This window comes from Methylobacterium sp. Gmos3, assembly GCF_056430985.1.
The window spans coordinates 1-21589 of record NZ_JBWJYL010000003.1; the positions used below are offsets into that span (position 1 = coordinate 1).

The 21589-nt window shown below is 69.7% G+C and carries 20 protein-coding genes; 12 read left to right on the forward strand and 8 right to left on the reverse strand.

The genetic code is table 11. The features are described 5' to 3' along the window. Positions 1–119: 119 nt before the first annotated feature. From ACS5Q7_RS06290 to rpoZ, 3 genes are all read right to left on the reverse strand, one after another. Positions 120–752, reverse strand: coding sequence for a LabA-like NYN domain-containing protein (locus ACS5Q7_RS06290; RefSeq protein WP_478338567.1), 633 nt, complete (start codon positions 750–752; stop codon positions 120–122). A gap of 392 nt (positions 753–1144) precedes the next feature. Continuing rightward, positions 1145–3367, reverse strand: a complete 2223-nt coding sequence (locus ACS5Q7_RS06295) for a RelA/SpoT family protein (protein WP_478338956.1) — start codon at positions 3365–3367, stop codon at positions 1145–1147. A gap of 159 nt (positions 3368–3526) precedes the next feature. Further along, complete coding sequence (rpoZ, locus tag ACS5Q7_RS06300; RefSeq protein WP_478338568.1) at positions 3527–3937, reverse strand: DNA-directed RNA polymerase subunit omega; 411 nt, start codon at positions 3935–3937, stop codon at positions 3527–3529. Positions 3938–4241: 304 nt separating this feature from the next. On the opposite strand from rpoZ, the gene rpoN reads away from it, so the two are divergent. The 5 genes from rpoN (at position 4242) to ACS5Q7_RS06325 (ending at position 11068) form a co-directional block, all read left to right on the forward strand. Then, on the forward strand, positions 4242–5804 hold the full coding sequence (rpoN, locus tag ACS5Q7_RS06305) for an RNA polymerase factor sigma-54 (RefSeq protein WP_478338569.1): 1563 nt from the start codon (positions 4242–4244) through the stop codon (positions 5802–5804). Between the two features lie 48 nt (positions 5805–5852). Further along, a complete protein-coding gene (glmU, locus tag ACS5Q7_RS06310; RefSeq protein WP_478338570.1) occupies positions 5853–7226 on the forward strand; it encodes a bifunctional UDP-N-acetylglucosamine diphosphorylase/glucosamine-1-phosphate N-acetyltransferase GlmU in 1374 nt (457 codons plus the stop codon). A 27-nt stretch (positions 7227–7253) separates the two neighbouring features. Further along, positions 7254–8039, forward strand: a complete 786-nt coding sequence (locus tag ACS5Q7_RS06315; RefSeq protein WP_478338571.1) for an aldolase — start codon at positions 7254–7256, stop codon at positions 8037–8039. Positions 8040–8286: 247 nt separating this feature from the next. After that, a complete protein-coding gene (gene glmS, locus ACS5Q7_RS06320; RefSeq protein WP_478338572.1) occupies positions 8287–10113 on the forward strand; it encodes a glutamine--fructose-6-phosphate transaminase (isomerizing) in 1827 nt (608 codons plus the stop codon). Between the two features lie 205 nt (positions 10114–10318). Beyond that, complete coding sequence (locus ACS5Q7_RS06325) at positions 10319–11068, forward strand: collagen-like protein (protein WP_478338573.1); 750 nt, start codon at positions 10319–10321, stop codon at positions 11066–11068. Here the strand turns inward: ACS5Q7_RS06325 and ACS5Q7_RS06330 are convergent. Next, complete coding sequence (locus ACS5Q7_RS06330) at positions 10999–12273, reverse strand: TIGR03862 family flavoprotein (protein ID WP_478338574.1); 1275 nt, start codon at positions 12271–12273, stop codon at positions 10999–11001. The genes ACS5Q7_RS06325 and ACS5Q7_RS06330 overlap by 70 nt on opposite strands. A gap of 190 nt (positions 12274–12463) precedes the next feature. Between ACS5Q7_RS06330 and ACS5Q7_RS06335 the strand changes: the two genes are divergently transcribed. Further along, the gene (locus ACS5Q7_RS06335) at positions 12464–13495 is read left to right on the forward strand and encodes a TerC family protein (RefSeq protein WP_478338575.1); all 1032 of its coding nucleotides are present in this window, start codon (positions 12464–12466) and stop codon (positions 13493–13495) included. A gap of 3 nt (positions 13496–13498) precedes the next feature. Here ACS5Q7_RS06335 and ACS5Q7_RS06340 read toward each other — a convergent pair whose 3' ends face one another. Continuing rightward, a complete protein-coding gene (locus ACS5Q7_RS06340) occupies positions 13499–14254 on the reverse strand; it encodes an N-acetylmuramoyl-L-alanine amidase (protein WP_478338576.1) in 756 nt (251 codons plus the stop codon). A 101-nt stretch (positions 14255–14355) separates the two neighbouring features. On the opposite strand from ACS5Q7_RS06340, the gene ACS5Q7_RS06345 reads away from it, so the two are divergent. Continuing rightward, complete coding sequence (locus ACS5Q7_RS06345; protein ID WP_478338577.1) at positions 14356–14601, forward strand: type II toxin-antitoxin system Phd/YefM family antitoxin; 246 nt, start codon at positions 14356–14358, stop codon at positions 14599–14601. Then, positions 14598–15002, forward strand: a complete 405-nt coding sequence (locus ACS5Q7_RS06350) for a type II toxin-antitoxin system VapC family toxin (RefSeq protein ID WP_478338578.1) — start codon at positions 14598–14600, stop codon at positions 15000–15002. Before ACS5Q7_RS06345 ends, ACS5Q7_RS06350 begins: the two co-directional genes overlap by 4 nt. Here ACS5Q7_RS06350 and ACS5Q7_RS06355 read toward each other — a convergent pair. Both ACS5Q7_RS06355 and ACS5Q7_RS06360 read right to left on the reverse strand, forming a co-directional pair. Further along, positions 14994–15749, reverse strand: a complete 756-nt coding sequence (locus tag ACS5Q7_RS06355; RefSeq protein ID WP_478338579.1) for a TerB family tellurite resistance protein — start codon at positions 15747–15749, stop codon at positions 14994–14996. The genes ACS5Q7_RS06350 and ACS5Q7_RS06355 overlap by 9 nt on opposite strands. Positions 15750–15852: 103 nt before the next feature. Next, positions 15853–16122 carry a hypothetical protein gene (locus tag ACS5Q7_RS06360; RefSeq protein WP_243958803.1) on the reverse strand — a complete coding sequence of 90 codons (270 nt, stop codon included), beginning with the start codon at positions 16120–16122 and terminating at the stop codon, positions 15853–15855. 194 nt (positions 16123–16316) lie between these two features. On the opposite strand from ACS5Q7_RS06360, the gene ACS5Q7_RS06365 reads away from it, so the two are divergent. From ACS5Q7_RS06365 to ACS5Q7_RS06375, 3 genes are all read left to right on the forward strand, one after another. Beyond that, a complete protein-coding gene (locus tag ACS5Q7_RS06365) occupies positions 16317–16967 on the forward strand; it encodes an urease accessory protein UreE (protein WP_478338580.1) in 651 nt (216 codons plus the stop codon). Next, positions 16957–17745, forward strand: coding sequence for a CDP-diacylglycerol diphosphatase (locus ACS5Q7_RS06370; protein WP_478338581.1), 789 nt, complete (start codon positions 16957–16959; stop codon positions 17743–17745). Before ACS5Q7_RS06365 ends, ACS5Q7_RS06370 begins: the two co-directional genes overlap by 11 nt. A gap of 90 nt (positions 17746–17835) precedes the next feature. Beyond that, a complete protein-coding gene (locus ACS5Q7_RS06375) occupies positions 17836–18309 on the forward strand; it encodes a hypothetical protein (protein WP_478338582.1) in 474 nt (157 codons plus the stop codon). 25 nt (positions 18310–18334) lie between these two features. Here ACS5Q7_RS06375 and ACS5Q7_RS06380 read toward each other — a convergent pair whose 3' ends face one another. After that, positions 18335–19201, reverse strand: a complete 867-nt coding sequence (locus ACS5Q7_RS06380; protein ID WP_478338583.1) for an NAD(P)-dependent oxidoreductase — start codon at positions 19199–19201, stop codon at positions 18335–18337. A gap of 326 nt (positions 19202–19527) precedes the next feature. On the opposite strand from ACS5Q7_RS06380, the gene ACS5Q7_RS06385 reads away from it, so the two are divergent. Further along, a complete protein-coding gene (locus tag ACS5Q7_RS06385; protein WP_478338584.1) occupies positions 19528–21585 on the forward strand; it encodes a carbon starvation CstA family protein in 2058 nt (685 codons plus the stop codon). The last annotated feature ends 4 nt before the right edge of the window (positions 21586–21589 follow it).

The window sequence follows — 21589 nt, forward strand, 5'->3', positions numbered from 1 at the left end:
GAGCGAAGCGAAGCAATCCAGGGATCCGCCACATCCGTTCAGGTCCCGCTGCCCTGGATTGCTTCGCTGTCGCTCGCAAAGACGGTGAAGCAGGTGATCCGGATCAAACCGAAACCGCTCTAGGCGTCGTCCTCCGGCTGGCGGATGCCGTAGCGGTTCTCGAGGTTCGGGCGCGATTCGGCGCGGTGGCGGGTCGGCGTCTCGCCCGTGGGGCGCGGGGCGCGCTCGGTGGGCTCGCGGCCGATCCGCGAGGCGAGGGTCGACAGGTCCACGAACTCGTCCGCCTGCCGCCGCAACTCGTCGGAGATCATCGCCGGCTGCGTCTGGATCGTGGAGATCACTGTGACGCGCACGCCCCGGCGCTGCATCGCCTCGACCAGCGAGCGGAAATCACCGTCGCCCGAGAACAGCACCATGTGGTCGAGGCGCGGAGCGAGTTCGAGGGCGTCGATCGCCAGCTCGATGTCCATGTTGCCCTTGAAGCGGCGGCGCCCGGCGGAATCCGTGAATTCCCGCACCGGCTTCGTCACCACGCGGTAGCCGTTGTAGTCCAGCCAATCGACCAGCGGCCGGATCGAGGAGTATTCCTGATCCTCGATCATGGCCGTATAGTAAAAGGCCCGGATCAGATTCTCGCGCGACTGGAAGTCCTTGAGCAACTTCCGATAGTCGATGTCGAAGCCGAGTGCCTTGGTGGTCGCATAGAGATTGGCGCCATCGATGAAGATGGCGCACCGTTGATCGGATGACATTTATATCTTTCCAAATACCAATAGTAAAAATAAATCAGGATGCGCAAACAGGATACGGCTAATGTTTCATTAAAAATCGAGTTTCAAGAAACAATGATGTAAACTGTATCTTCGTTGCACACCGCCCAAGTCGAGGCGCAATAAAGATCGCGGAGCCATGCCCCGGTGTCAAGGCGGTCGGGCCTACGCGTCCGAGGATGGTGCTTTCGTCAACCTGAGAGCCTGGCTGGAAAGTCGCAACGGCGCCTCACGCCTCACCGTCTTTGCGAGCGTGAGCGAAGCAATCCAGGGGCGGGCGAGTCGCTTCCGACCGTGGAGCGTCCCTGGATTGCTTCGTTCCTCGCAATGACGGACGCGGACGCGACCCTCCCGGCCAGACTCTGAGGTGTCCTTCATCCGTTGACGCGCTGGACGCTGCTCACCGGCCGCTTGCTGCGCAGCTCCGCCACGATGGCGTTCAGGTGCTGGAGATCCCACACCGACAGGTCGAGGGTGATGTCGGTGAAATCCTGGGTGCGGCGCTTCATCGAAATGTTGTCGATGTTGCCGTCATGGTCCGCGATGACTTGGGCGATCTGGGCGAACACACCGGGCTCGTTGATCGATTGCAGCGAGAGTCGCGCCGGGAAGCGCTCGCCGCTCGATGCGTCGGTATCCCAGCGGACGTCGAGCCAGCGTTCCGGCTCGTTGTCGAAGGCCGCGAGCGCCGCCGACTGGATCGGGTAAACCGTCACGCCGACACCGGGGGTAAGGATGCCGACGATCCGGTCTCCCGGCACGGCGCCGCCGTTGGGCGCGAAGGTGACGGGCAGGTCGCCCGCGAGGCCCCGGATCGGGATCGCGTCCGGCGAGGCTTCGCCGCTGCCGTTGAAGGTCAGGCGCATGGTCTGGTCGGGGGAGCGGACGAGCCGTCCCGCGCCGGTGGCGCCAGGCTGCCCGGCCGAGGGGCGGCGTTCCTCCCGGTGGTCGGGATAGACCGCGCGCACGACGTCGCCGGAGAACATCTCGCCGCGCCCCACGGCGGCGAACACGTCCTCCGTGGAGGACCGGGCGAGGCGAGGCAGGGCGCCGCGCAACTTGTCCTCGGAGAAGCTCTTGGCCGCGCGCTCAAAGGCCCGCTCCAGGATCTGCTTGCCGAGGCCGGCATATTGCCGCCGCACCGCCGCGCGGGTCGCCCGGCGGATCGCCGAGCGCGCCTTGCCCGTCACCACCAGGGATTCCCAGGCGGCGGGCGGGGAGGCGCCGTCCGAGCGGCTGATCTCGACCTCGTCGCCGTTCGAGAGTTCGTGCAGCAGCGGCACCATGCGGCCGTTGATCTTGGCGCCCACCGCCGAGTTGCCGACATCCGTGTGAACGGCGTAGGCGAAGTCGATCGGCGTCGCGCCCCGGGGCAGGGCGATGAGTCGGCCCTTCGGGGTGAAGCAGAACACCTGATCCTGGAAGAGTTCGAGCTTGGTGTGCTCCAGGAACTCTTCCGGGCTGTCGCCCTCGGCGAGCAATTCGATGGTGCGGCGCAGCCATTGGTAGGCGCCGCTCTCGGTGGCGAGCTTCGGGTGGACGCTGCCGACGGTGTCCCGCCCGCTCACGTCCTTGTAATGGGCGTGGGCGGCGATGCCGTATTCGGCGATGTCGTCCATCGCCTGGGTGCGGATCTGCAGTTCGACGCGCTGGCTCTTGGGGCCGATCACCGTGGTGTGGATCGAGCGGTAATCGTTCTGCTTCGGGGTCGAGATGTAGTCCTTGTAGCGCCCCGGTACCATCGGCCAGCTGGTGTGGACGACGCCCAGCGCCGCGTAGCAATCCTCCAGGGCCTTCACGATCACCCGGAAGCCGAAGATGTCGGACAGCTGTTCGAAGGCGAGCGACTTGCGCTCCATCTTCGCCCAGATCGAATAGGGCCGCTTCTGCCGCCCCGTCACCTCCGCCTCGATGCCGCGGGCCGAGAGTTTTTCCGACAGCACCTTCTCGATGTCCTCGACCATCCGGCCGGACTTGGCCGTCAGCCGGGACAGACGCTCGGTGATGGTGGCGTAGATCTCCGGTTCGAGGAAGCGGAAGCCGAGGTCTTCCAGTTCCTCGCGCAGCTCCTGCATGCCCATGCGGGCGGCGAGCGGCGCGTAGATGTCCAGCGTTTCCTGGGCGATGCGGCGACGCTTGTCGTCGCGCATGTGCTCCAGGGTTCGCATGTTGTGCAAACGGTCGGCGAGCTTCACGAGGAGTACGCGCACATCCGCCGCGACGGCGAGCAGCAGCTTGCGGAAGTTCTCGCCCTGGGCGGCCTGTTTCGAGACGAGGTCGAGCCGCTTAAGCTTGGTCAGCCCGTCGACCAGGGCGCCGATCTCGTCGCCGAACAGGCGGCGGATCTCATCCAGCGTGGCTTCGGTGTCCTCGACCGTGTCGTGCAGGACGGCGGCGATGATCGTCGCGTCGTCGAGATGCAGATCGGTGAGGATCGCGGCGACTTCGAGGGGATGGGCGAAGAACGGATCGCCCGAGGCCCGCTTCTGGGTGCCGTGGGCCTGCATCGCATAGACGTAGGCGCGGTTGAGCAGATCCTCGTCGGCGGCGGGATTGTAGCGCTTGACCCGCTCGACGAGTTCGTACTGGCGCATGATCCGCCGGGAAATCGGTGCCTCCTGAACGCTGTACGCGCCGCCGCCTCGGGGGAAAGTCTCCCGCAATGCGGCGGCGGACACCAGAGGCAAGGCGCCGCAATCGGCGCATCAACCGCTTTTTTCTTTGCGCCGGGGGCGAATCGCCCCCGACTGCCGGCCTTACTCGGCCTCTTCGTCGGTTTCGACCGGCGGGGCGAGGTTTTCCAGGCCGCGCAGGAGGTCTTCCTCGCTCATGCGGTCGAACTGCACGCCGGCATCGTCGCTGGACGATTGCGGCGCGTGGGCGGCGGCGGCCGGCGAGCTCGACAGGAGCGGCACGGTCTCGGCCTCCGGCTCGTCCACCTCGACGTACTTCTGGAGCGAGTGGATCAACTGCTCCTTCAGATCCTCGGAGGTGATGGTGCCGTCACCGATCTCGCGCAGGGCGACGACCGGATTCTTGTCGCGGTCGCGGTCCACCGTCAGCGGCGCGCCGGCGGCCAGCAGGCGAGCGCGGTGGCTCGCCAGGAGGACGAGCTCGAACCGGTTCTCGACCTTTTCGATGCAATCTTCGACGGTGACGCGCGCCATGCCTGACGGCTCCTTCGCGGAACGAATTCTCTCGGGATGGCCCGCGTCTTACACCGGATGCGGTTTGGCAACAAGCTGAGAGGCTTGACGGCAGGGCCGCCTCTCCCGCCTCATGCCGTTCAAAGCTTCCTTAAGCGCGGAACGCCAGAGTGCGAACCCGCCCCGATCTCGGCATGGGACGCGCGAATGCCCGGCTTTGACGCGCCGCGGCATTCGGTCTAAAGATCGGGCAGAACGAACAAGCAAGAACCGTGCCGGGCACCAGCGCCCGGACAATCCGAACTGTGCGCAATCGGGGCCTGTTATGAGTTTGCTGCAAAGGCTGGAGGTGCGACAGGGCCAAGCCCTGGTCATGACGCCTCAGCTCCTGCAGGCGATCAAGCTCCTGCAGCTCTCCCATCTCGATCTCGCCGCCTATGTCGATGCGGAGCTTGAGCGCAACCCGCTCCTGGAGCGCGCCGAGGCCGAGCCGCCGGGCGGGCAGGACTCCCCCGAGGCGCCCGCCGCCTCGGACGATCATGCGGGCGACGATGGGTTCGACGGTGGCGAGTCGGAAACCTGGCTCGCGCCGGAACTGAACCCCGGGCGCGGCGAGATCGAGGGCGAGATCGACACCCGCCTCGACAACGTCTTCCAGGACGAGACCCCCACCCGCATCCGCGAATCGGAGGCCGGCGACATGCTGAGCCTCACGCCCGCACCCTATGGCAGCACCGGCGGCAGCTTCGACGCGGAGGCGCCCGATTTCGAGGCGACGCTGACCTCGGAGGTGAGCCTGCGCGAGCACTTGGCCGCGCAGCTCGATCTCGCCACCCGCGATCCCATCGAGCGGCTGATCGGCGGCTTCCTCATCGATGCCGTGGACGAGGCCGGCTACCTGCGCGAGACGGTTGAAGCCGTGGCCGAACGGCTCGCGGCCGCGCCGTCCCTGGTGACGAAGGTTCTCACCCTGGTGCAGGGCTTCGACCCGGCCGGCGTCGCCGCGCGCGATCTCGCGGAATGCTTGAGCATCCAGTTGCGGGAAAACAACCGCTTCGATCCGGCGATGGAGGCCCTGGTCTCGCGCCTCGACCTCGTGGCCAAGCGCGACTTCGCGGCGCTCCGCCGCCTCTGCGGCGTCAACGACGAAGACCTCGTGGACATGCTGGCGGAGATCCGCCGCCTCGACCCCAAGCCCGGCCGCGCCTTCGGATCGAGCGCCGTGGAGGTGCTGGTGCCGGACGTGTTCGTCCGCGCCGCGCCGGACGGCTCCTGGCTCGTGGAGCTCAACAGCGAGGCGCTGCCGCGCGTGCTCGTGAACCAGAGCTACTACGCCCGCGTCTCTCGCACCGCCCGCGCCGAGGGCGACAAGGCCTTCCTATCCGAGGCCTTGCAGAACGCGAACTGGCTCACCCGCAGCCTGGAACAGCGGGCCCGCACGATCCTGAAGGTCGCCACCGAGATCGTGCGCCAGCAGGACGGGTTCTTCGCCCACGGCGTCGCCCACCTCCGGCCCCTCAACCTGAAGACGGTGGCCGAGGCCATCGGGATGCACGAATCGACCGTCTCGCGCGTCACCTCGAACAAGGCCATCGGCACCAGCCGGGGCACGCTGGAGATGAAGTACTTCTTCACCGCCGCCATCCCCGGCGCGGCGGGGGCGGCGGCCCATTCCTCCGAGGCGGTGCGCCACCGCATCAAGCAGCTCGTGGACGGCGAGACTGCCGACAACGTCCTGTCGGACGACGCGCTGGTGCAGAAGCTGCGAGACGAGGGCGTCGACATCGCCCGCCGCACCGTGGCCAAGTACCGGGAATCCCTGCGCATCCCCAGCTCCATCGAGCGGCGGCGGGAGCGCTCGGCGCAGGCCGTCCGGGTGCTTGCCTGAACGGCCGGTTCGGCCCATTCAGCCCGGCGACCCCGATCGGACTCCGTGATGACGACCTCTCCCTCGCCGCGCAGCCTGACTGCCATCGTCCTCGCCGCCGGCAAGGGAACGCGGATGCGCTCCGACCTGCCGAAGGTGCTCCACAAGGTTGCCGGGCGGACCATGCTCGGCCATGTGCTCGCCGCCGTGCGTGAGGCCGGCGCGACGCGGATCGGCGTCGTGGCCGAGCCCGGCCGGGCGGATGTCGCCGCCGAGATCGAGCGGCAGGCGCCCGGCGCGGCCGTCTTCGCCCAGGCGGAACGGCTCGGCACCGCGCACGCCGTGCTCGCGGCCCGCGCGCTGCTCTCGGAATTCGCCGACGACGTGATCGTCGCCTTCGGGGACACGCCCCTCGTGACGCCCGAGACCTTCACCCGCCTGCGCGCTCCGCTCGCCGCCGGCGCTTCCGTCGCCGTGCTCGCCTTCGAGACCGAGACCCCCACCGGCTACGGGCGGGTGCTCACCGAGGGTGAGCGCGTCGTCGCGATCCGCGAGGAGAAGGACGCGAGCCCCGCCGAGCGGCAGGTGCGCCTGTGCAATGCCGGGCTCATGGCGCTCAACGGCGCGGAGGCCCTGTCGCTGCTGGATCGGATCGGCAACGACAACGCGGCCGGCGAATATTACCTGCCCGACGCGGTGGCGCTGGCGGTGGCCGACGGCCTTACCGTCGCGGTCGTGCCCGTGGACGAGCCGGAGGCGCAGGGCGTCAACGACCGGGTGCAGCTCGCCGCCGCCGAGGCGGTGGTCCAGTCCCGCCTGCGCCGGGCGGCGCTCCTGGGCGGCGCGACCCTGGTGGCGCCGGAGACGGTGTTCTTCAGCCACGACACGGTGCTCGGCCGCGACGTGATCGTGGAGCCGAACGTGGTGTTCGGCCCCGGCGTGACGGTCGCCGATGGCTGCACGGTGCGGGCCTTCGCGCATCTGGCGGATGTTCGCCTGGAGGCGGGGGTGAAGGTCGGTCCGTTCGTGCGGATGCGCGGCGGCGCGGTGCTGGAGCAGGGCGCCGAGATCGGCAACTTCGTGGAACTCAAGAACACCCGCATGGGGCCGGGCGCCAAGGCCGCGCACCTGACCTATCTCGGCGATGCCGAGGTGGGGGCGAAGGCCAATGTCGGCGCGGGCACCATCACCTGCAATTACGACGGCGTGTTCAAGCACCGCACCAGCATCGGCGCGGGGGCCTTCATCGGCTCGAACTCGGCCCTCGTCGCCCCCGTCACCATCGGGGCCGGGGCCCTGGTCGGGGCCGGCTCGGTCATCACGCAGGATGTGCCGGAGGGCGCCCTGGCGGTGGCGCGCGGCCGGCAGGAGGTGCGGCCGGGCTGGGCCGTGAAGATGCGCGAGCGCTTGCTGGCGCTCAAGGAGCGGCGCAAGGGCGGGTGAGCGCGGCCGGCGAGGGGGAGATGCGACATGGCTCATGAATTCCGCGTGGTGGAGGGCGGCAAGGCCGACCTCGGCGCCATCGACCGCGAGGCGCTGCGTCAGGCGCGGATCGACCTCGCCGCCTGCTTCCGCATGGCCGCGCGCTACGGCCTGGAAGAGGGCATCTGCAACCACTTCTCGGCCATGGTGCCGGGGCGGGACGACCTGTTCCTCGTGAACCCCTACGGGCTGGCCTTCTGCGAAGTGACGGCGTCGAGCCTCCTCGTCTGCGACTTTCACGGGCGGGTGGTGGAGGGGGAGGGCCAGCCCGAGGCCACGGCCTTCTTCATCCATGCCCGCGTGCACCGGAACGTGCCGCGCGCCCGGGCGGCGTTCCACACCCACATGCCCTACGCCACGGCGCTGAGCATGACCGAGGGCGAGCCCCTGGCCTATGCCGGGCAGACGGCCCTGAAGTTCTACGGCCGCACGGCGTTGGACGATGCCTATAACGGCCTCGCCCTGGACGAGGCCGAGGGCGACCGCATCGCGGCGACGCTGGGCGACGCCGACCTCGTGTTCCTGCGCAACCACGGGGTGATGGTCACCGGCCCGACCATCGCGGAAGCCTGGGACGACCTCTATTATCTGGAGCGCGCCGCCGAGGTGCAGGTGAAGGCCCTCTCCACGGGCCGGCGCCTTCTGCCGGTCGATCCGGCCATCGCCAAGGCCGCCGCCGCGCAGATGCGCGAGGGCGACCCCGAGAGTGCCCGCCTGCATTTGGAGAGCATCAAGCGGGTGCTGACGCGGGATGGCGACACCTACGCGGAATAACGCTATCGGATCGCAGGCCTCTCATCCTGAACCTCATCCTGAGGTGCGGCGAAGCCGCCTCGAAGGAGGGCTCCAGGGATCGCGGAGGCTTCTGGAGCCCTCCTTCGAGGCCCGCTGACGCGGGCACCTCAGGATGAGGATGGGCGCTGGAACGATACGAGTGATCCGCCTGGTGCGATGCGGTAACCTCGACCGCATATAAGGGCCTGGTCCCGGCCGGGCGGACCTTTCGAATGGAAGACGGATCATGTGCGGCATCGTCGGCATCGTCGGGCGCGACGCGGTGGCGGGACAGGTGGTCGAGGCGCTGCGCCGCCTCGAATACCGGGGCTACGATTCCGCCGGCATCGCCACCCTGGAGCACGGCAGCCTTCAGCGCCGCCGCGCCTCGGGCAAGCTCGTCAACCTCGAAGCCAAGCTCGCCGAACAGCCGCTGACCGGCACGATCGGCATCGGCCACACCCGCTGGGCGACCCATGGCCGCCCCACCGAGGTGAACGCCCATCCCCATGCCACCAAGCGACTCGCCGTCGTGCACAACGGCATCATCGAGAACTTTCGCGAGCTGAAGGCCGAGCTTGAGGCGGACGGGATCCGCTTCGAGAGCGACACCGACACCGAGGTCGTCGTCCAGCTCGTGAGCCGCCTGATGGACAGGGGCGCCGGCCCGGTCGAGGCCGTGGCCGCCGCCCTGCCGCGCCTGCGCGGGGCTTTCGCCCTCGGCTTCATCTTCGCGGGGCAGGAGAACCTGCTGATCGGCGCCCGGCACGGCGCGCCGCTCGCGGTCGGCTACGGGAACGGTGCGACCTATCTCGGCTCGGACGCCCTGGCGCTCGCGCCCTTCACCGACGCCATCGCCTATCTCGACGAGGGCGATTGGGCGATCCTCACCCGCGAGGGCGCCGAGTTCCGCGACGCTTCCGGCGCCGTGGTAGAGCGCCCCCGGCAGACCATCGCCACTCAGGCGTTCCGGGTCGACAAGGGCGAGTACCGCCACTTCATGGCGAAGGAGATCCACGAGCAGCCGGAGGTCGTGGGCCGCACGCTGGCCCATTACGTCGACATGGCCGAGGGCCGGGTGATCCTGCCGGAGGCGCTGCCCTTCGACTTCGCCAAGCTCAGCCGCGTCTACATCACCGCCTGCGGCACGGCCTTCTATGCCGGCCTCGTCGCCCGCTACTGGTTCGAGCAGATCGCTCGCCTGCCGGTGGAGATCGATGTCGCGTCGGAGGCCCGCTACCGCGAGGCGCCCCTGGAGCGGGACGGGCTGACGCTGGTCATCTCGCAATCGGGCGAGACCGCCGACACCCTGGCCTCCTTGCGCTACGCCAAGAGCCAGGGCCAGCACACGCTCAGCGTCGTGAACGTGCCGACCTCGACCATCGCGCGGGAATCCTCCGTGGTGATGCCGACGCTCGCCGGGCCGGAGATCGGCGTGGCCTCGACCAAGGCGTTCTCCTGCCAGCTCACCGTGCTCCTCTGCCTCGCCATCGCGGCGGGCCGGGCGCGGGGCACCCTCGACGCGGCCGGCGAGCGGCGGCTGATCGACGGGCTCATCAAGGCGCCGGGCCTGATGGCCGAGGCGCTGGCGCAGGAGCCGGACATCGAGGGGCTGGCCCGCGAGGTCGCGAAGGCGCGGGACGTCCTCTACCTCGGGCGCGGCACGAGCTACCCGATGGCGCTGGAAGGCGCCCTGAAGCTCAAGGAAATCAGCTACATCCACGCCGAGGGCTACGCCGCGGGCGAGCTGAAGCACGGGCCGATCGCCCTCATCGACGAGAGCGTGCCGGTCATCGTCATCGCGCCGCACGACGCGGTGTTCGAGAAGACCGTCTCGAACATGCAGGAAGTCGCGGCGCGGGGCGGGCGCATCGTGCTGATCGGCGACGCGAAAGGTGCGGCGGAGCACGGGCTCGACACGATGGCGACCTTCACCATGCCGGCGCTCGATCCCGTCGTCGCGCCCATCGTCTACGCGGTGCCGGTGCAGCTCCTCGCCTATCACGTCGCCGTCGTGATGGGGAAAGACGTCGACCAGCCCCGCAACCTCGCGAAATCCGTCACGGTGGAGTGACGGATCCTCGGGCCGGTCGCGCACCTCTGGGGTGTAGAACTACCGAGTTTTCAATTGACGATACTGGGCGGCACAGCCAAGGTCCGCCGCCGCCCGACCGGCGCGGTGGAGATCCGGGAAGAGCATGCGCGCAGCCCTCGTCCTGCCATTGCTGTTGGGCCTGACAGCCCCCGTTTTCGCCCAGCCGGCGACGACGGATCCGGGCATGAGCCAGAGGGCGCCGGCCCCCGTACGCCGCACCGCGCCGCCGCGCCGGCCGCAGGCGCCGAGCCAGCCGATCAACGTCTACGACGCGCGGATCGAGGCAGGCGACCTTCGCCTGTCGGGCTCGGTGCGCAAGCCGGGCGCCATCGTGGAGATGGACGGCGACATCTCGATCCAGGCCGACAATCGCGGCCGGTTCGTGTTCAAGCTGCCATACAAGCCCTCGACCTGCGTCGTGACCCTGAAGAGCGGCGAGGACGAGCGCGAGGCGGTGGTGGCCAATTGCGCGCCGGAGGGCGCCCCCGGTCCCGCCGGGCCGCAGGGTGCGCCCGGACCCGCCGGGGAGAAGGGCGAGACCGGACCCAAGGGCGACGCTGGGCCCAAAGGCGACGCTGGTGCGAAGGGCGAGGCAGGGCCGAAGGGCGAACAGGGTCCGCACGGCGAGCAGGGACCGGCCGGACCGCAGGGTGAGCCCGGCACGCCGGGTCTGCCCGGCCCGAAGGGCGAGGCGGGACCTGCCGGACCCCGTGGTCCCGTCGGCGGGCGCGGCGAGCCCGGCAAGCCCGCGACCTCCTCCTTTAGAGTGCTGCGCAAGACCGAGTGCGGTGGCGCCTGCACCGCCACCTGCGACGAGGGCGAAGTGATGGTCGCCGCCCGCTGCCTCGGCGGCGGGACCGTGGCCTACGAGGGGGAGGGGGCGTCCTGCCCGTCCGAGGCGACCGGCCTCGTCGGCTTCTGCGCCAAGCCCTGATCGGCGAGCCAGCGCAGCATTGCCCCGGCGGCCGCCCGGCCGCCGGCCATCGCGCCCTGCAGGAGGTAGCCGCCGGTCGGCGCCTCCCAATCGAGCATCTCGCCCGCCAGGAACAGGCCGGGCCGCGCCCGCAGCATGGCGTTGCCGTCGAGGGCGCCCAGGTCCACGCCGCCGGCGGTCGAGATCGCCCGTTCGAGGCCCATCATGCCGGTGAGGGTGAGTGGCGCCGCCTTGATCAGATGCGCGAGGGCTTCGGGTTCGGCCGGCAGCGCGGTGCCCGCCGCTTCCCGCATCAGTCCGATGGCGACGGGCGGCAGGCCGGCGGCCTTGCGCAGCCGTGCCGACGCGGAATCGCCCTTCCGCCCGCCGGAAAGCCGGGCCGCCAGCGCCTCGACGCCGAGGTCGGGGCGCAGATCCACCACGAGCCGCGCCGCGCCCTCCGCCAGGATCGCCTCGCGCAGGCGCCGTGACAGGGCGTAGACGGCCCCGCCCTCCAGGCCCGTCCGCGTCACGATGGCTTCGCCGGGCACCGTTTGGCCGTCGAAGGTGAGGGCGATGCGCTTCAGCGGCGTGCCGGCATGGCGCTCGCGAAACATGTCGGACCACGCGCAGGCGAACCCCGCATTGGCCGGGCGCAGGGGCGAGACCACGACGCCGAGCCCTGCGAGCAGCGGCACCCAGGCTCCATCGGAGCCGAGACGTGGCCAGCTCGCCCCGCCGAGCGCCAGCAGGGTCGCGGCGGGGCGCACGGTGAGGTCGCCCTCCGGTGTCTCGAAGGTCAGGTCGCCGTCGCCAAGGCCGACGAGGCGATGGCGGGTGCGGATCGCCACGCCGTGCTCGCCAAGACGGGCGAGCCAGGCGCGCAGCAGCGGCGAGGCCTTGAAGCTCTCCGGGAAGACCCGGCCGCTCGACCCGACGAAGGTCGGCTGCCCAAGCCCTGCGCACCAGTGCCGCAGGGCCTCGGGCGGGAAGGCCTCGACGGCCCCGGTCAGGCTCTGCGGCGGGTGATAGCGGGCGAGGAAGGCGGGCAGGGGCTCGCTATGCGTGAGGTTGAGCCCGCCGCGCCCGGCCATCAGCAGTTTGCGCCCGAGGGAGGGCATCCTATCGTAGAGCGTGACCGTGCGGCCGGACGCCGCCAGAATTTCCGCCGCCGCCAGTCCGGCCGGGCCGCCGCCCACCACCGCGATGTCGCATCCTTGCACCATGGCGCCGAGAGGCGCGTCGGGCGGTTGCGTGTCAAGCACTGCCGATGCGCGAGGGGGCGCCCTTGATTCGCCGCGTTCCCCCTCTTACGTCGCGGCCATCGACTGCGGGCCCCTCTGGCGGACGCTCCTTGAGGCGTCCGTGATGTCGGAGTCGATGCTTTCCTCCCGGAAGGAGCATCAGGTCCCGCCCATGGTCGATTTCCTATACGTCGAATGGCTCGGCAAGCCGCTCTGGATGTGGCTCGGCTTCCACGTCCTCATCGCGTCCCTGCTCGCCTTCGATCTCGGCCTGCTGCACCGGGACAAGGAGCACGAGATCGGCGTGCGCGAGAGCCTCGGGCTCACGGCCTTTTACCTGACGCTGGGCCTCGCCTTCGGCGGTTTCATCTGGTGGGAGCTCGGCTGGCAACCGGCCGAGGAATACGTCACCGGCCTCGTGGTCGAGAAGTCGCTGTCCATGGACAACGTCTTCGTCATCGCGATGATCCTCACCGGGCTCGGCGTGCCGCGCGTGGCGCAGCACCGGGTGCTGCTGTGGGGCATCCTCGCGGCGGTGCTGCTGCGCGGGCTGATGATCGGCCTCGGCGCGGCCCTGGTGCATCAAGTGCATTGGATCCTGTCGGCGTTCGCGGCCTTCCTGATCTATGCCGGCCTCAAGATCCTGTTCTCCGGCGAGGAGGAGCAGGGCGACTTCGGCAACAGCAAGATCGTCTGCTGGATGCGCCGCCGCTTCCGCGTGACGCCGGAACTGCACGGCCAGAAATTCGCCGTGCGCAAGGCCGATCCCAAGACCGGCCGGAAGGCTTTGTGGTTCACGCCCCTCGCCCTGGCGTTGGTGCTGGTGAACGGCGCGGACGTGATCTTCGCCGTCGACAGCGTGCCGGCGATCTTCGCGATCACCACCGACACCTTCGTGGTCTACACCTCGAACATCTTCGCGATCCTGGGCCTGCGCGCCCTCTACTTCGCTCTCGCGGCGATGGTGGACCGCTTCGCCTACCTGAAGACCGCGCTCGCGTTCATCCTGATCTTCATCGGCGCGAAGATCGTGGTGGCCGACACGTTCGGGCTGATCGAGATCCCGCCGTGGGTGTCGCTGGTCGTCACGCTGGTCCTGCTGCTCGGGGGCGTCGTCTACAGCCTGTGGCGCACGCGCAGCGAGGCCAGGACCGAGCCCCAGGCAGCCCTGCCGGAGGGCGAGGCGCGGGCGCACCGCGCCTGAGCTTCAGGCGGCCGGCAGGCTCGCCAGCAGGTCGCGGAGCGTCGTGATGGTGGAGCTGTCGGCGACGCCATCCACACGCGCCTGCCGGAAATGGCGCTGGAAGGCGGTGACGACCGCCTTCGTCCGGGCGTGGAAGGTGCCGTTCACCGGCAGGTCGTAGCCGTATAGAGCGAACATCGCCTGCAGCGCCTCCACCGGCTGGCCGGCATCGCCCTCTGCGAAGAAGCGCCCGTCCCGCAGCGGCGCGGGCGGCACGCAATGGCCGAGGCCGGCTTCCGCGAGGCGCAGCCACGGAAAGGTTTCGCCGGGATCTTCCTTGCGCTCCGGCGCGACGTCGGAATGGGCCAGCACCCGCTCCCGTGGGATACCCCAGCGCCCCGTGATGTCGAGGCCCAGCGCGATCACCGCCGCGATCTGCGCATCGGGATAGGGCGGCAACCCGCCGACATGGCCGGGATGGACGATCTCGATGCCGATGGAGCGCGAGTTGATGTCGGTGACGCCCTTCCAGGCCCCGGCCCCCGCGTGCCACGCCCGCGCCCCCTCGGCCACGAGCTGCACCGTGCCCCCATCCTCGAACACGACGTAATGCGCCGAGACCTCGCTCATCGGATCGCGCAGCCGCGCCAGGGCCGCCGCGCCGCTCTCCATGCCGGTGTAGTGCAGGATCAGCATGTCCGGCCGCAGGCCTCGCCGGTCCCCCTGGTTCGGGGAGGGCGCCACCTTGCGGGCGAGGGGGGTGTCGGGGGTGAGGGTCATCTAAACCTCGTCTGAGCGAGGCTCCTTAGCACGATGGATGCGCGACGCGATTGACGCTCCAGCCTCGTGTACGCATAGTGCGTACACTTTGGGAGCAAACCGTGCCGTCGCAACAAGTGGGAATCCGTGCCTTCCGCGAGCACCTCTCCGGGTATTTGCGGCAGGCCCGCGACGGCGAGACCTTTCTGGTCACGTCGAACGGTGAGGTGCTGGCCGAAATCCGGCCGCCGCCGCTCGCCGCCCGGCCGCCGCGCCGCCCCGGCGCCCTCCGTGGTCAGATCGTTCTGGCGCCCGATTTCGACACCCTCCCGGCGGATGTCGTCGCGGCCATGGAAGGCGAGGAGTGAAGCTTCTCCTCGACACTCACGCCCTGCTGTGGTGGCTGAGCGACGATCCCTCGCTCGGTGACTTTGCGCGGGACCTGATCGCCGATCCAGGCAACGACGTCCTCGTCAGCATCGTCTCCCTGTGGGAGATCGTGCTGAAGGCCCGCATCGGAAAGCTCCAGGCCGATATCCGCGCGATCACCGCCGCCGTGGAGGAGGGCGGCTTCTCGCGTCTCGATCTCGCCGTTGAGCATCTGCTCGGCCTCGACCGGTTGCCGGTCGATCCGGCCCACCGCGACCCGTTCGATCATCTGCTGGTCGCGCAAGCCATCGCGGAGGAGGCGATCTTCATGACCGAGGACCGGCGCATGGCCCTCTATCCCGTGCGCACCCTGTCGTGCGCCGCGACGGCCCTACCGTAACCCCCGCTCCGCCGCGACCAGATCGTAGGCCGCGTTGATCGCCGCGAGGCGCTGGCTGGCGATGGCCACGGCCTCCGGGGGGAGGCCACGGGCCAGCGCCCGGTCGGGATGGTGCTCGGAGACGAGGCTCCGGTGGCGGGCCTTCACCGCCGCATCGTCGGCGCTGCGCTCCAGGCCCAGCACCTCGTAGGGATCGTCCTTTAGGCGGACATGCCGCGCGGCGATGCGCCGGAACGCGGCCTCGTCGAAGCCGAAGATCGCCGAGACGGCGCGCAGATACCGCTCCTCGGCCGCGTGGATCGCCCCGTCCGCGCCTGCGATCTGGAACAGGCCGTCGAGCACGTCCTCCAGCAGGGCCGGCTCGTCGCCGAAGGTCGCCGCGAGCTGGTGGGCATAGGCTTCGTAGCCGTCGGTGGTGCGCTTGGCGAGGTCGAACAGGCGCGTCACCCCGGCCTGGGCCGAGGGCTCGACATGCACCACGCGGGCGAAGGCCTCGACCTCGGAGGGTGCGACCACGCCGTCCGATTTGGCCATCTTGGCCGCCAGCGCCACGAGTCCGGTGGTGAAGATCACGTCGCGCGGGGTCGGGCCGAAGGGCGCGCCGACCCTGTCGACGAGGAAGTGGCCGGCCACGCCGCCGATCAGCCCGCCGAGGGGGCCTCCGACCGCCAGCCCGATGCCGGCGCCGCCGAGCTTGCCCCAGATTCCGGAGGCGCGAGGCGAAGGCGTCCGGCTGTCGTGACTCATGGGGCGGCTATGGCGTCATCCGCCGGGATGGCCCCGGCCGCCATCGGATAGACCGGCGGCGCCCGGGGTGGAAGGGCCGGGATGGCGCCCGGCCGAGCAGGATTTAGCGGCAGTACACGTTGCCGTAGGCGTCACGGTAGGTGCCGTAGGGGCAGCGCGGCGCGGTCGAGGCGCCGACGATGGCGCCACCCGCGCCGCCGATGGCCGCACCCGCCAGGGCGCCGCCGGCCCGGCCGGTCGCCGCGCCGCCGATGGCCGCACCGGCCAGCGCGCCGAGGCCCGCGCCGCCGAGAGCCCGGTCCTCGGGCGTGTTGCAGGCGCCGAGCGAGAGCGCCGCAAGGCCGGCGAGGGCGGCCGCGATGGTCTTCTTCATGTCTCTACAACTCCCCTGTGCATCCGTTTTGGCTTTAGCCGTTTTGGCTGCGAATCGAGCTTAGCAGGAACACAACGCCATCCCTACGGCCAAGGTTCCGAACTGTGAACGGGGCAGTTGCGTCCTGTCATCCTCCCGCCCTATGCCACCGGGAAGGCGGCCTGCCCGGGCTGCCGCCGGATTTCGAGGCTCCCATGCTGAAAGCCACCACGATCGTCCGCCGCCCGGCCGTGCGGGCCGACCGCATCGCCGATACGGTCGAGCTCGACCATGGCGCGAGGGCCGCCCTGCCGTCGAGCCTCACCGCCGCAGGCGGCCTCGCCTTCGAGGTCGCGCTGCCCAAGGCCGGTTCGCTGGAAGACGGCGACGCCCTGCGCCTGGACGACGGGCGCCTCGTCGTGGTGAAGGCGGCGGCCGAACCGCTCCTCGAAGTGCGCGCCGAGAATCCGGCCCGGCTGATGCGCCTCGCATGGCAACTCGGCGGCAACCATGTCGACGCGGAGATCGGCACCGACGCTCTCCACATCCCCGCCTCGCCGGCGAATGCCGAACTGGTGCGCGGTCAGGGCTGCCTCGCGACCCCGGTGACCCGCGCCTTCCGCCCGGAGAAGGCCGCGCACGACCACAGCACCTGCGGCCACGATCACGGGCATGACCATCACGGGCATGACCATGGCCACGAACATCATGACCACGCGCATGGGCACGATCATCATGACCACGATCACGGCCATTCGCATGGTCACGATCACGCCCACGATCACGGCCATTCCCATGACCATGCGCACACGCATGATCACCACCACGATCACGGCCATTCGCACAGCCACGAGCATGACCACTGATCCGCGGCGCGGGCGGCGGATCGCGCTGACGGCGGGGTTGATCGGGCTGGTCGTCGCCTACCCCGCCTCGGCTGGGTCGGACCCGACCCGCGACGTGCTGTGGATGGCGCTCAAGACCTGCGTGCTCGCCAAACGGCTCGCCAACCGCACCTTCCCCTGCCTCGACGTCGACCTCGGTGGCGGCGAGCGGCCGGGCACGGCGGTGCTGCGGGCGCCGGGCGAGCCGACGCACATCGTCGTCATGCCGACCGATACGGTATCGGGGCTCGAATCCTCACCCCTGCGCGGCGCGCGCGGGGTGTCGTATTGGAAAGCCGCACTCGCGGCTCGGCATTTCGTGACGGATTCGCTCCCGAAACACGTGCCGGAGGGCGACATCGGCCTCGCGGTGAACTCGGCGCGCGGACGCAGCCAGGATCAACTGCACATCCATCTCGATTGCCTGCGGCCGAAGGTGCTCGACGCCCTCGACGCCCACGGCCGCGCCGTCGGCAGGACCTGGGCGCCGTTCCCGGTGCCGCTGGCCTATGACCGCTTCCAGGCGATGCGGGTGCGCGCGGCCGATCTCGAGACGTTCAATCCCTTCGCCGCCCTCACGACGCTCCCAGGACGCCGCGACCTGACGCGGACCACCTTCGCGGCGGTGGCGACCCGGCCCAACGACCCGGAACCGGGGCTGATCCTGCTCGCCTATCGCGGACGACAGGCCAGCGCCGAGGACATCATGGACCACGGCTGCTCCATCGCGGACCCGCGTCGGGCCAAGCCGACCGGGTAGTCTCTGCCCGCTCCGCAGAGGAAGACTGTCCTTGCCCAGTCTAGGTGCGGGCCAAGCGGAACCATTAGCTTGGCCTCACGTTGAAGCGGCATGGAACACTTCAAGTCCACCATCGCCACGACAGCGATTGCAGCTTTCGGCCTCCTCGCCGCAGCGCATATCCTGCATCCGGGCAATTTCGAGCCCACGACATACCCGTCGCGGCCCGTCGCGACGGTGGCGGACCAAGCCTGGGTCAACCCGCCCGCCGCGCCGACGGTTTCCATCCCCGCCCCCGTCGTCCAGGCGGAGGCCCCGCAGGCGGTGCCGGCTCCCGTGGCCTGGACGTCGGCCCGCGCCGAGACGGCGGCCCCGGTTCGGACGGCGGAAGCCGCGCCGGAGCATCGCCGGAAGGCCGGTGTCCACCGCCGCAAGCTCTCGCAGCGTCCTGCGCCGGTCCGTCAGGCCGCCCTCGCCCAGGTGGCCCAGCCTTCGGCGGTCGCCCCCGCGCCGAAGCCGGCGGCGAACCGCATCGATCCGATCGGCGACATCATTCGCGGCCTGGGGCTCGGCAGCGACAGCTGATCCGCTGCCGCCGCGCCCTCGTCCGTCAGCGTTCCAGGCGGGCGACGAGGCTCGACGTGTCCCAGCGGTTGCCGCCCATCGCCTGCACCTCGGCGTAGAACTGATCGACCAGGGCCGAGACCGGGAGCTTGGCGCCGTTGCGCCGCGCCTCGTCCAGCAGGATGCCGAGATCCTTGCGCATCCAGTCGACGGCGAAACCGAAGTCGAATTTGCCCTCGTTCATGGTCTTGCCGCGGTTCTCCATCTGCCAGGAGCCGGCGGCGCCCTTCGAGATGACATCGAGCACGGCCTCGACATCGAGGCCCGCGCGCTTGGCGAAGTGCACGCCCTCCGAGAGGCCCTGCACGAGGCCCGCGATGCAGATCTGGTTGACCATCTTGGTGAGCTGGCCGGAGCCGACCGGACCCATCAGCCGGCAGGCGCGGGCGAAGCTCTTGATGGCCTCCTCGACCTTCGCATAGGTCTCGGGCTCGCCGCCGCACATCACCGTCAGGACGCCGTTCTCGGCGCCGGCCTGCCCACCGGAGACGGGGGCGTCGATGAAGCCGAGGCCCTTCTCCTGCGCGGCGCCGGCGAGTTCGCGGGCGACCTCGGCCGACGCGGTGGTGTGGTCCACGAAGACCGCGCCCGGCTCCATGCCGGCCAGCGCCCCGTCCTCACCCAGCACGACGCTGCGCAGATCGTTGTCGTTGCCGACGCAGGCGAAGACGATCGCGGCGCCCTTCACGGCTTCGCGCGGCGTGGCCGCATGGGCGCCGCCGTGCGCCTTCACCCAGGCCTCCGCCTTGGCGCCCGTCCGGTTGTAGACCGTGACATCGTGGCCCTTCTTCGCGAGGTGCCCGGCCATCGGGCCGCCCATCACGCCGAGTCCCAGAAAAGCGACCTTGGCCATCATTCGTCTCCACCCGCACGAAGCGGGCCATTTGGAGCGGCCCGCTTTCCCCTGCCTATGCCCGGCAGGTGCTCGACCTATAGCGCAAGCCGGCGGGGGCGACAGGGTGGGGGTTGGGGCCGAACGGGAAAAATCACGTTTGGATGAAGGGCGGTTTCCCCTCTCCCCGCCTGCGGGGAGAGGGGGAGTCACGGCGACAACGCCCCGCCGTTTGTCCGCGTCCGGCCGCCTGAAAATCTTTGCACGCCGTAAAAATTCCGGCAGAACGCAGGCCAGATCACAGGCCCTGTCAGGGTCGTTCGAGTGTGGGCCGGGGAGGCCACGCCATGACCGCCATTCAGAAGCACGGGCCGTGGGCCCTCGTCGGGGCGCTCGGCGCCGCCGCCCTGTCCATCGTGGCCGTCGAGCGCGGCGAGGCCGTGAATGCCCTCTGGATCGTGGTCGCGGCGGTCTGCGTCTACCTGATCGCCTACCGCTATTACTCGAAGTTCATCGCCGACAAGGTGATGCGCCTCGACGCCAAGCGCGAGACCCCGGCCCTGCGCCACAACGACGGGCTCGATTACGTCCCCACCAACAAGAGCGTGCTGTTCGGCCACCATTTCGCGGCCATCGCGGGCGCCGGCCCGCTGGTCGGCCCGGTGCTCGCCGCGCAGATGGGCTACCTGCCCGGCATGCTGTGGATCCTGGCGGGCGTCGTCCTCGCGGGCGCCGTGCAGGATTTCATGGTCCTGTTCGTTTCCATGCGCCGGGACGGGCGCTCGCTGGGCGAGCTGATCCGCGCCGAACTCGGGGCGGTGCCGGGCGTCATCGCCCTGTTCGGCACCTTCCTCATCATGATCATCCTGCTGGCGGTGCTGGCGCTGATCGTGGTGAAGGCGCTGGCCGAGAGCCCGTGGGGCACCTTCACGGTGATGTCCACGATCCCGATCGCCTTCTTCATGGGCCTGTACACCCGCTACATCCGGCCGGGTAAGATCGGCGAAGTCTCCGTCGTCGGCTTCGTCCTGCTGATGGCCGCGATCTTCGGCGGTGGGCAGGTGGCGGCGAGCCCGGTCTGGGCGCCGGCCTTCACCTACACCGGCACGCAGCTGTGCTGGATGCTGATCGGCTATGGCTTCGTCGCCTCGGTGCTGCCGGTGTGGCTGCTGCTCGCCCCGCGCGACTACCTCTCGACCTTCCTGAAGATCGGCACCATCGTCGGCCTCGCGCTCGGCATCGCCGTCGTGGCCCCGCACCTGCAGATGCCGGCGATGACCAAGTTCGTGGACGGCACCGGCCCGGTCTGGGCGGGCAGCCTGTTCCCGTTCCTGTTCATCACCATCGCCTGCGGCTCGGTCTCGGGCTTCCACGCGCTGATCTCGTCGGGAACCACGCCGAAGCTCATCGCCACCGAACTCGATGCCCGCTTTGTCGGCTACGGCGCGATGCTGATGGAATCCTTCGTGGCGATCATGGCGCTGGTCTCGGCCTGCGTGATCGACCCCGGCGTGTACTTCACCATGAACTCCCCGGCGGCCCTCGTGGGCACCACGCCGGAGACCGCCGCCGCCGCCGTGACCAAGCTCGGCTTCGCCACGACGCCCGACGTCATCACCCAGACCGCCGCCGATGTCGGCGAGCACACCATCATCTCCCGCGCGGGCGGCGCCCCGACGCTGGCGGTGGGCATGGCGCACATCATCTCGTCGGCCATCGGCGGCAAGGCGATGATGGCCTTCTGGTACCACTTCGCCATCCTGTTCGAGGCGCTGTTCATCCTCACCGCCGTCGATGCGGGAACCCGGGCCTGCCGCTTCATGGTGCAGGACCTCGTGGGGCTCGTCGCGCCGGGCTTCAAACGCACGGACGCCTGGGTGCCGAGTATCCTCGCGACCGCGATCTCGGTCGGCGCCTGGGGCTACTTCCTCTACCAGGGCGTCACGGATCCGCTGGGCGGCATCAACACCCTGTGGCCGCTCTTCGGCATCTCGAACCAGATGCTGGCGGCGGTGGCGCTGACGCTGTGCACGGTGGTGATCTTCAAGATGAAGCGCGAAAAATACGCCTTCGTCACGATCATCCCGACCGTGTGGCTGTGCATCTGCACCCTGACGGCCGGCTGGCAGAAGATCTTCTCGGCCGACCCGAAGATCGGCTTCCTGGCGCACGCCGAGCGCTACGCGACGGCCGCCGCCGAGGGCAAGCTGCTGGCGCCGGCCAAGACCGACGCCCAGATGAGCCAGATCATCCTCAACGACCGGATCGACGCGGTGCTGGCCGCGTTGTTCATCGCGCTCGTGGTGGCGATCGCGGTCTTCGGCATCATGGCCTGCGTGAAGGCGCTGCGCGCCGACCGCTGGACCGCGCTGGAGACCGAGCCGCGCATGGTGGCGGCGGAGTGAGGCG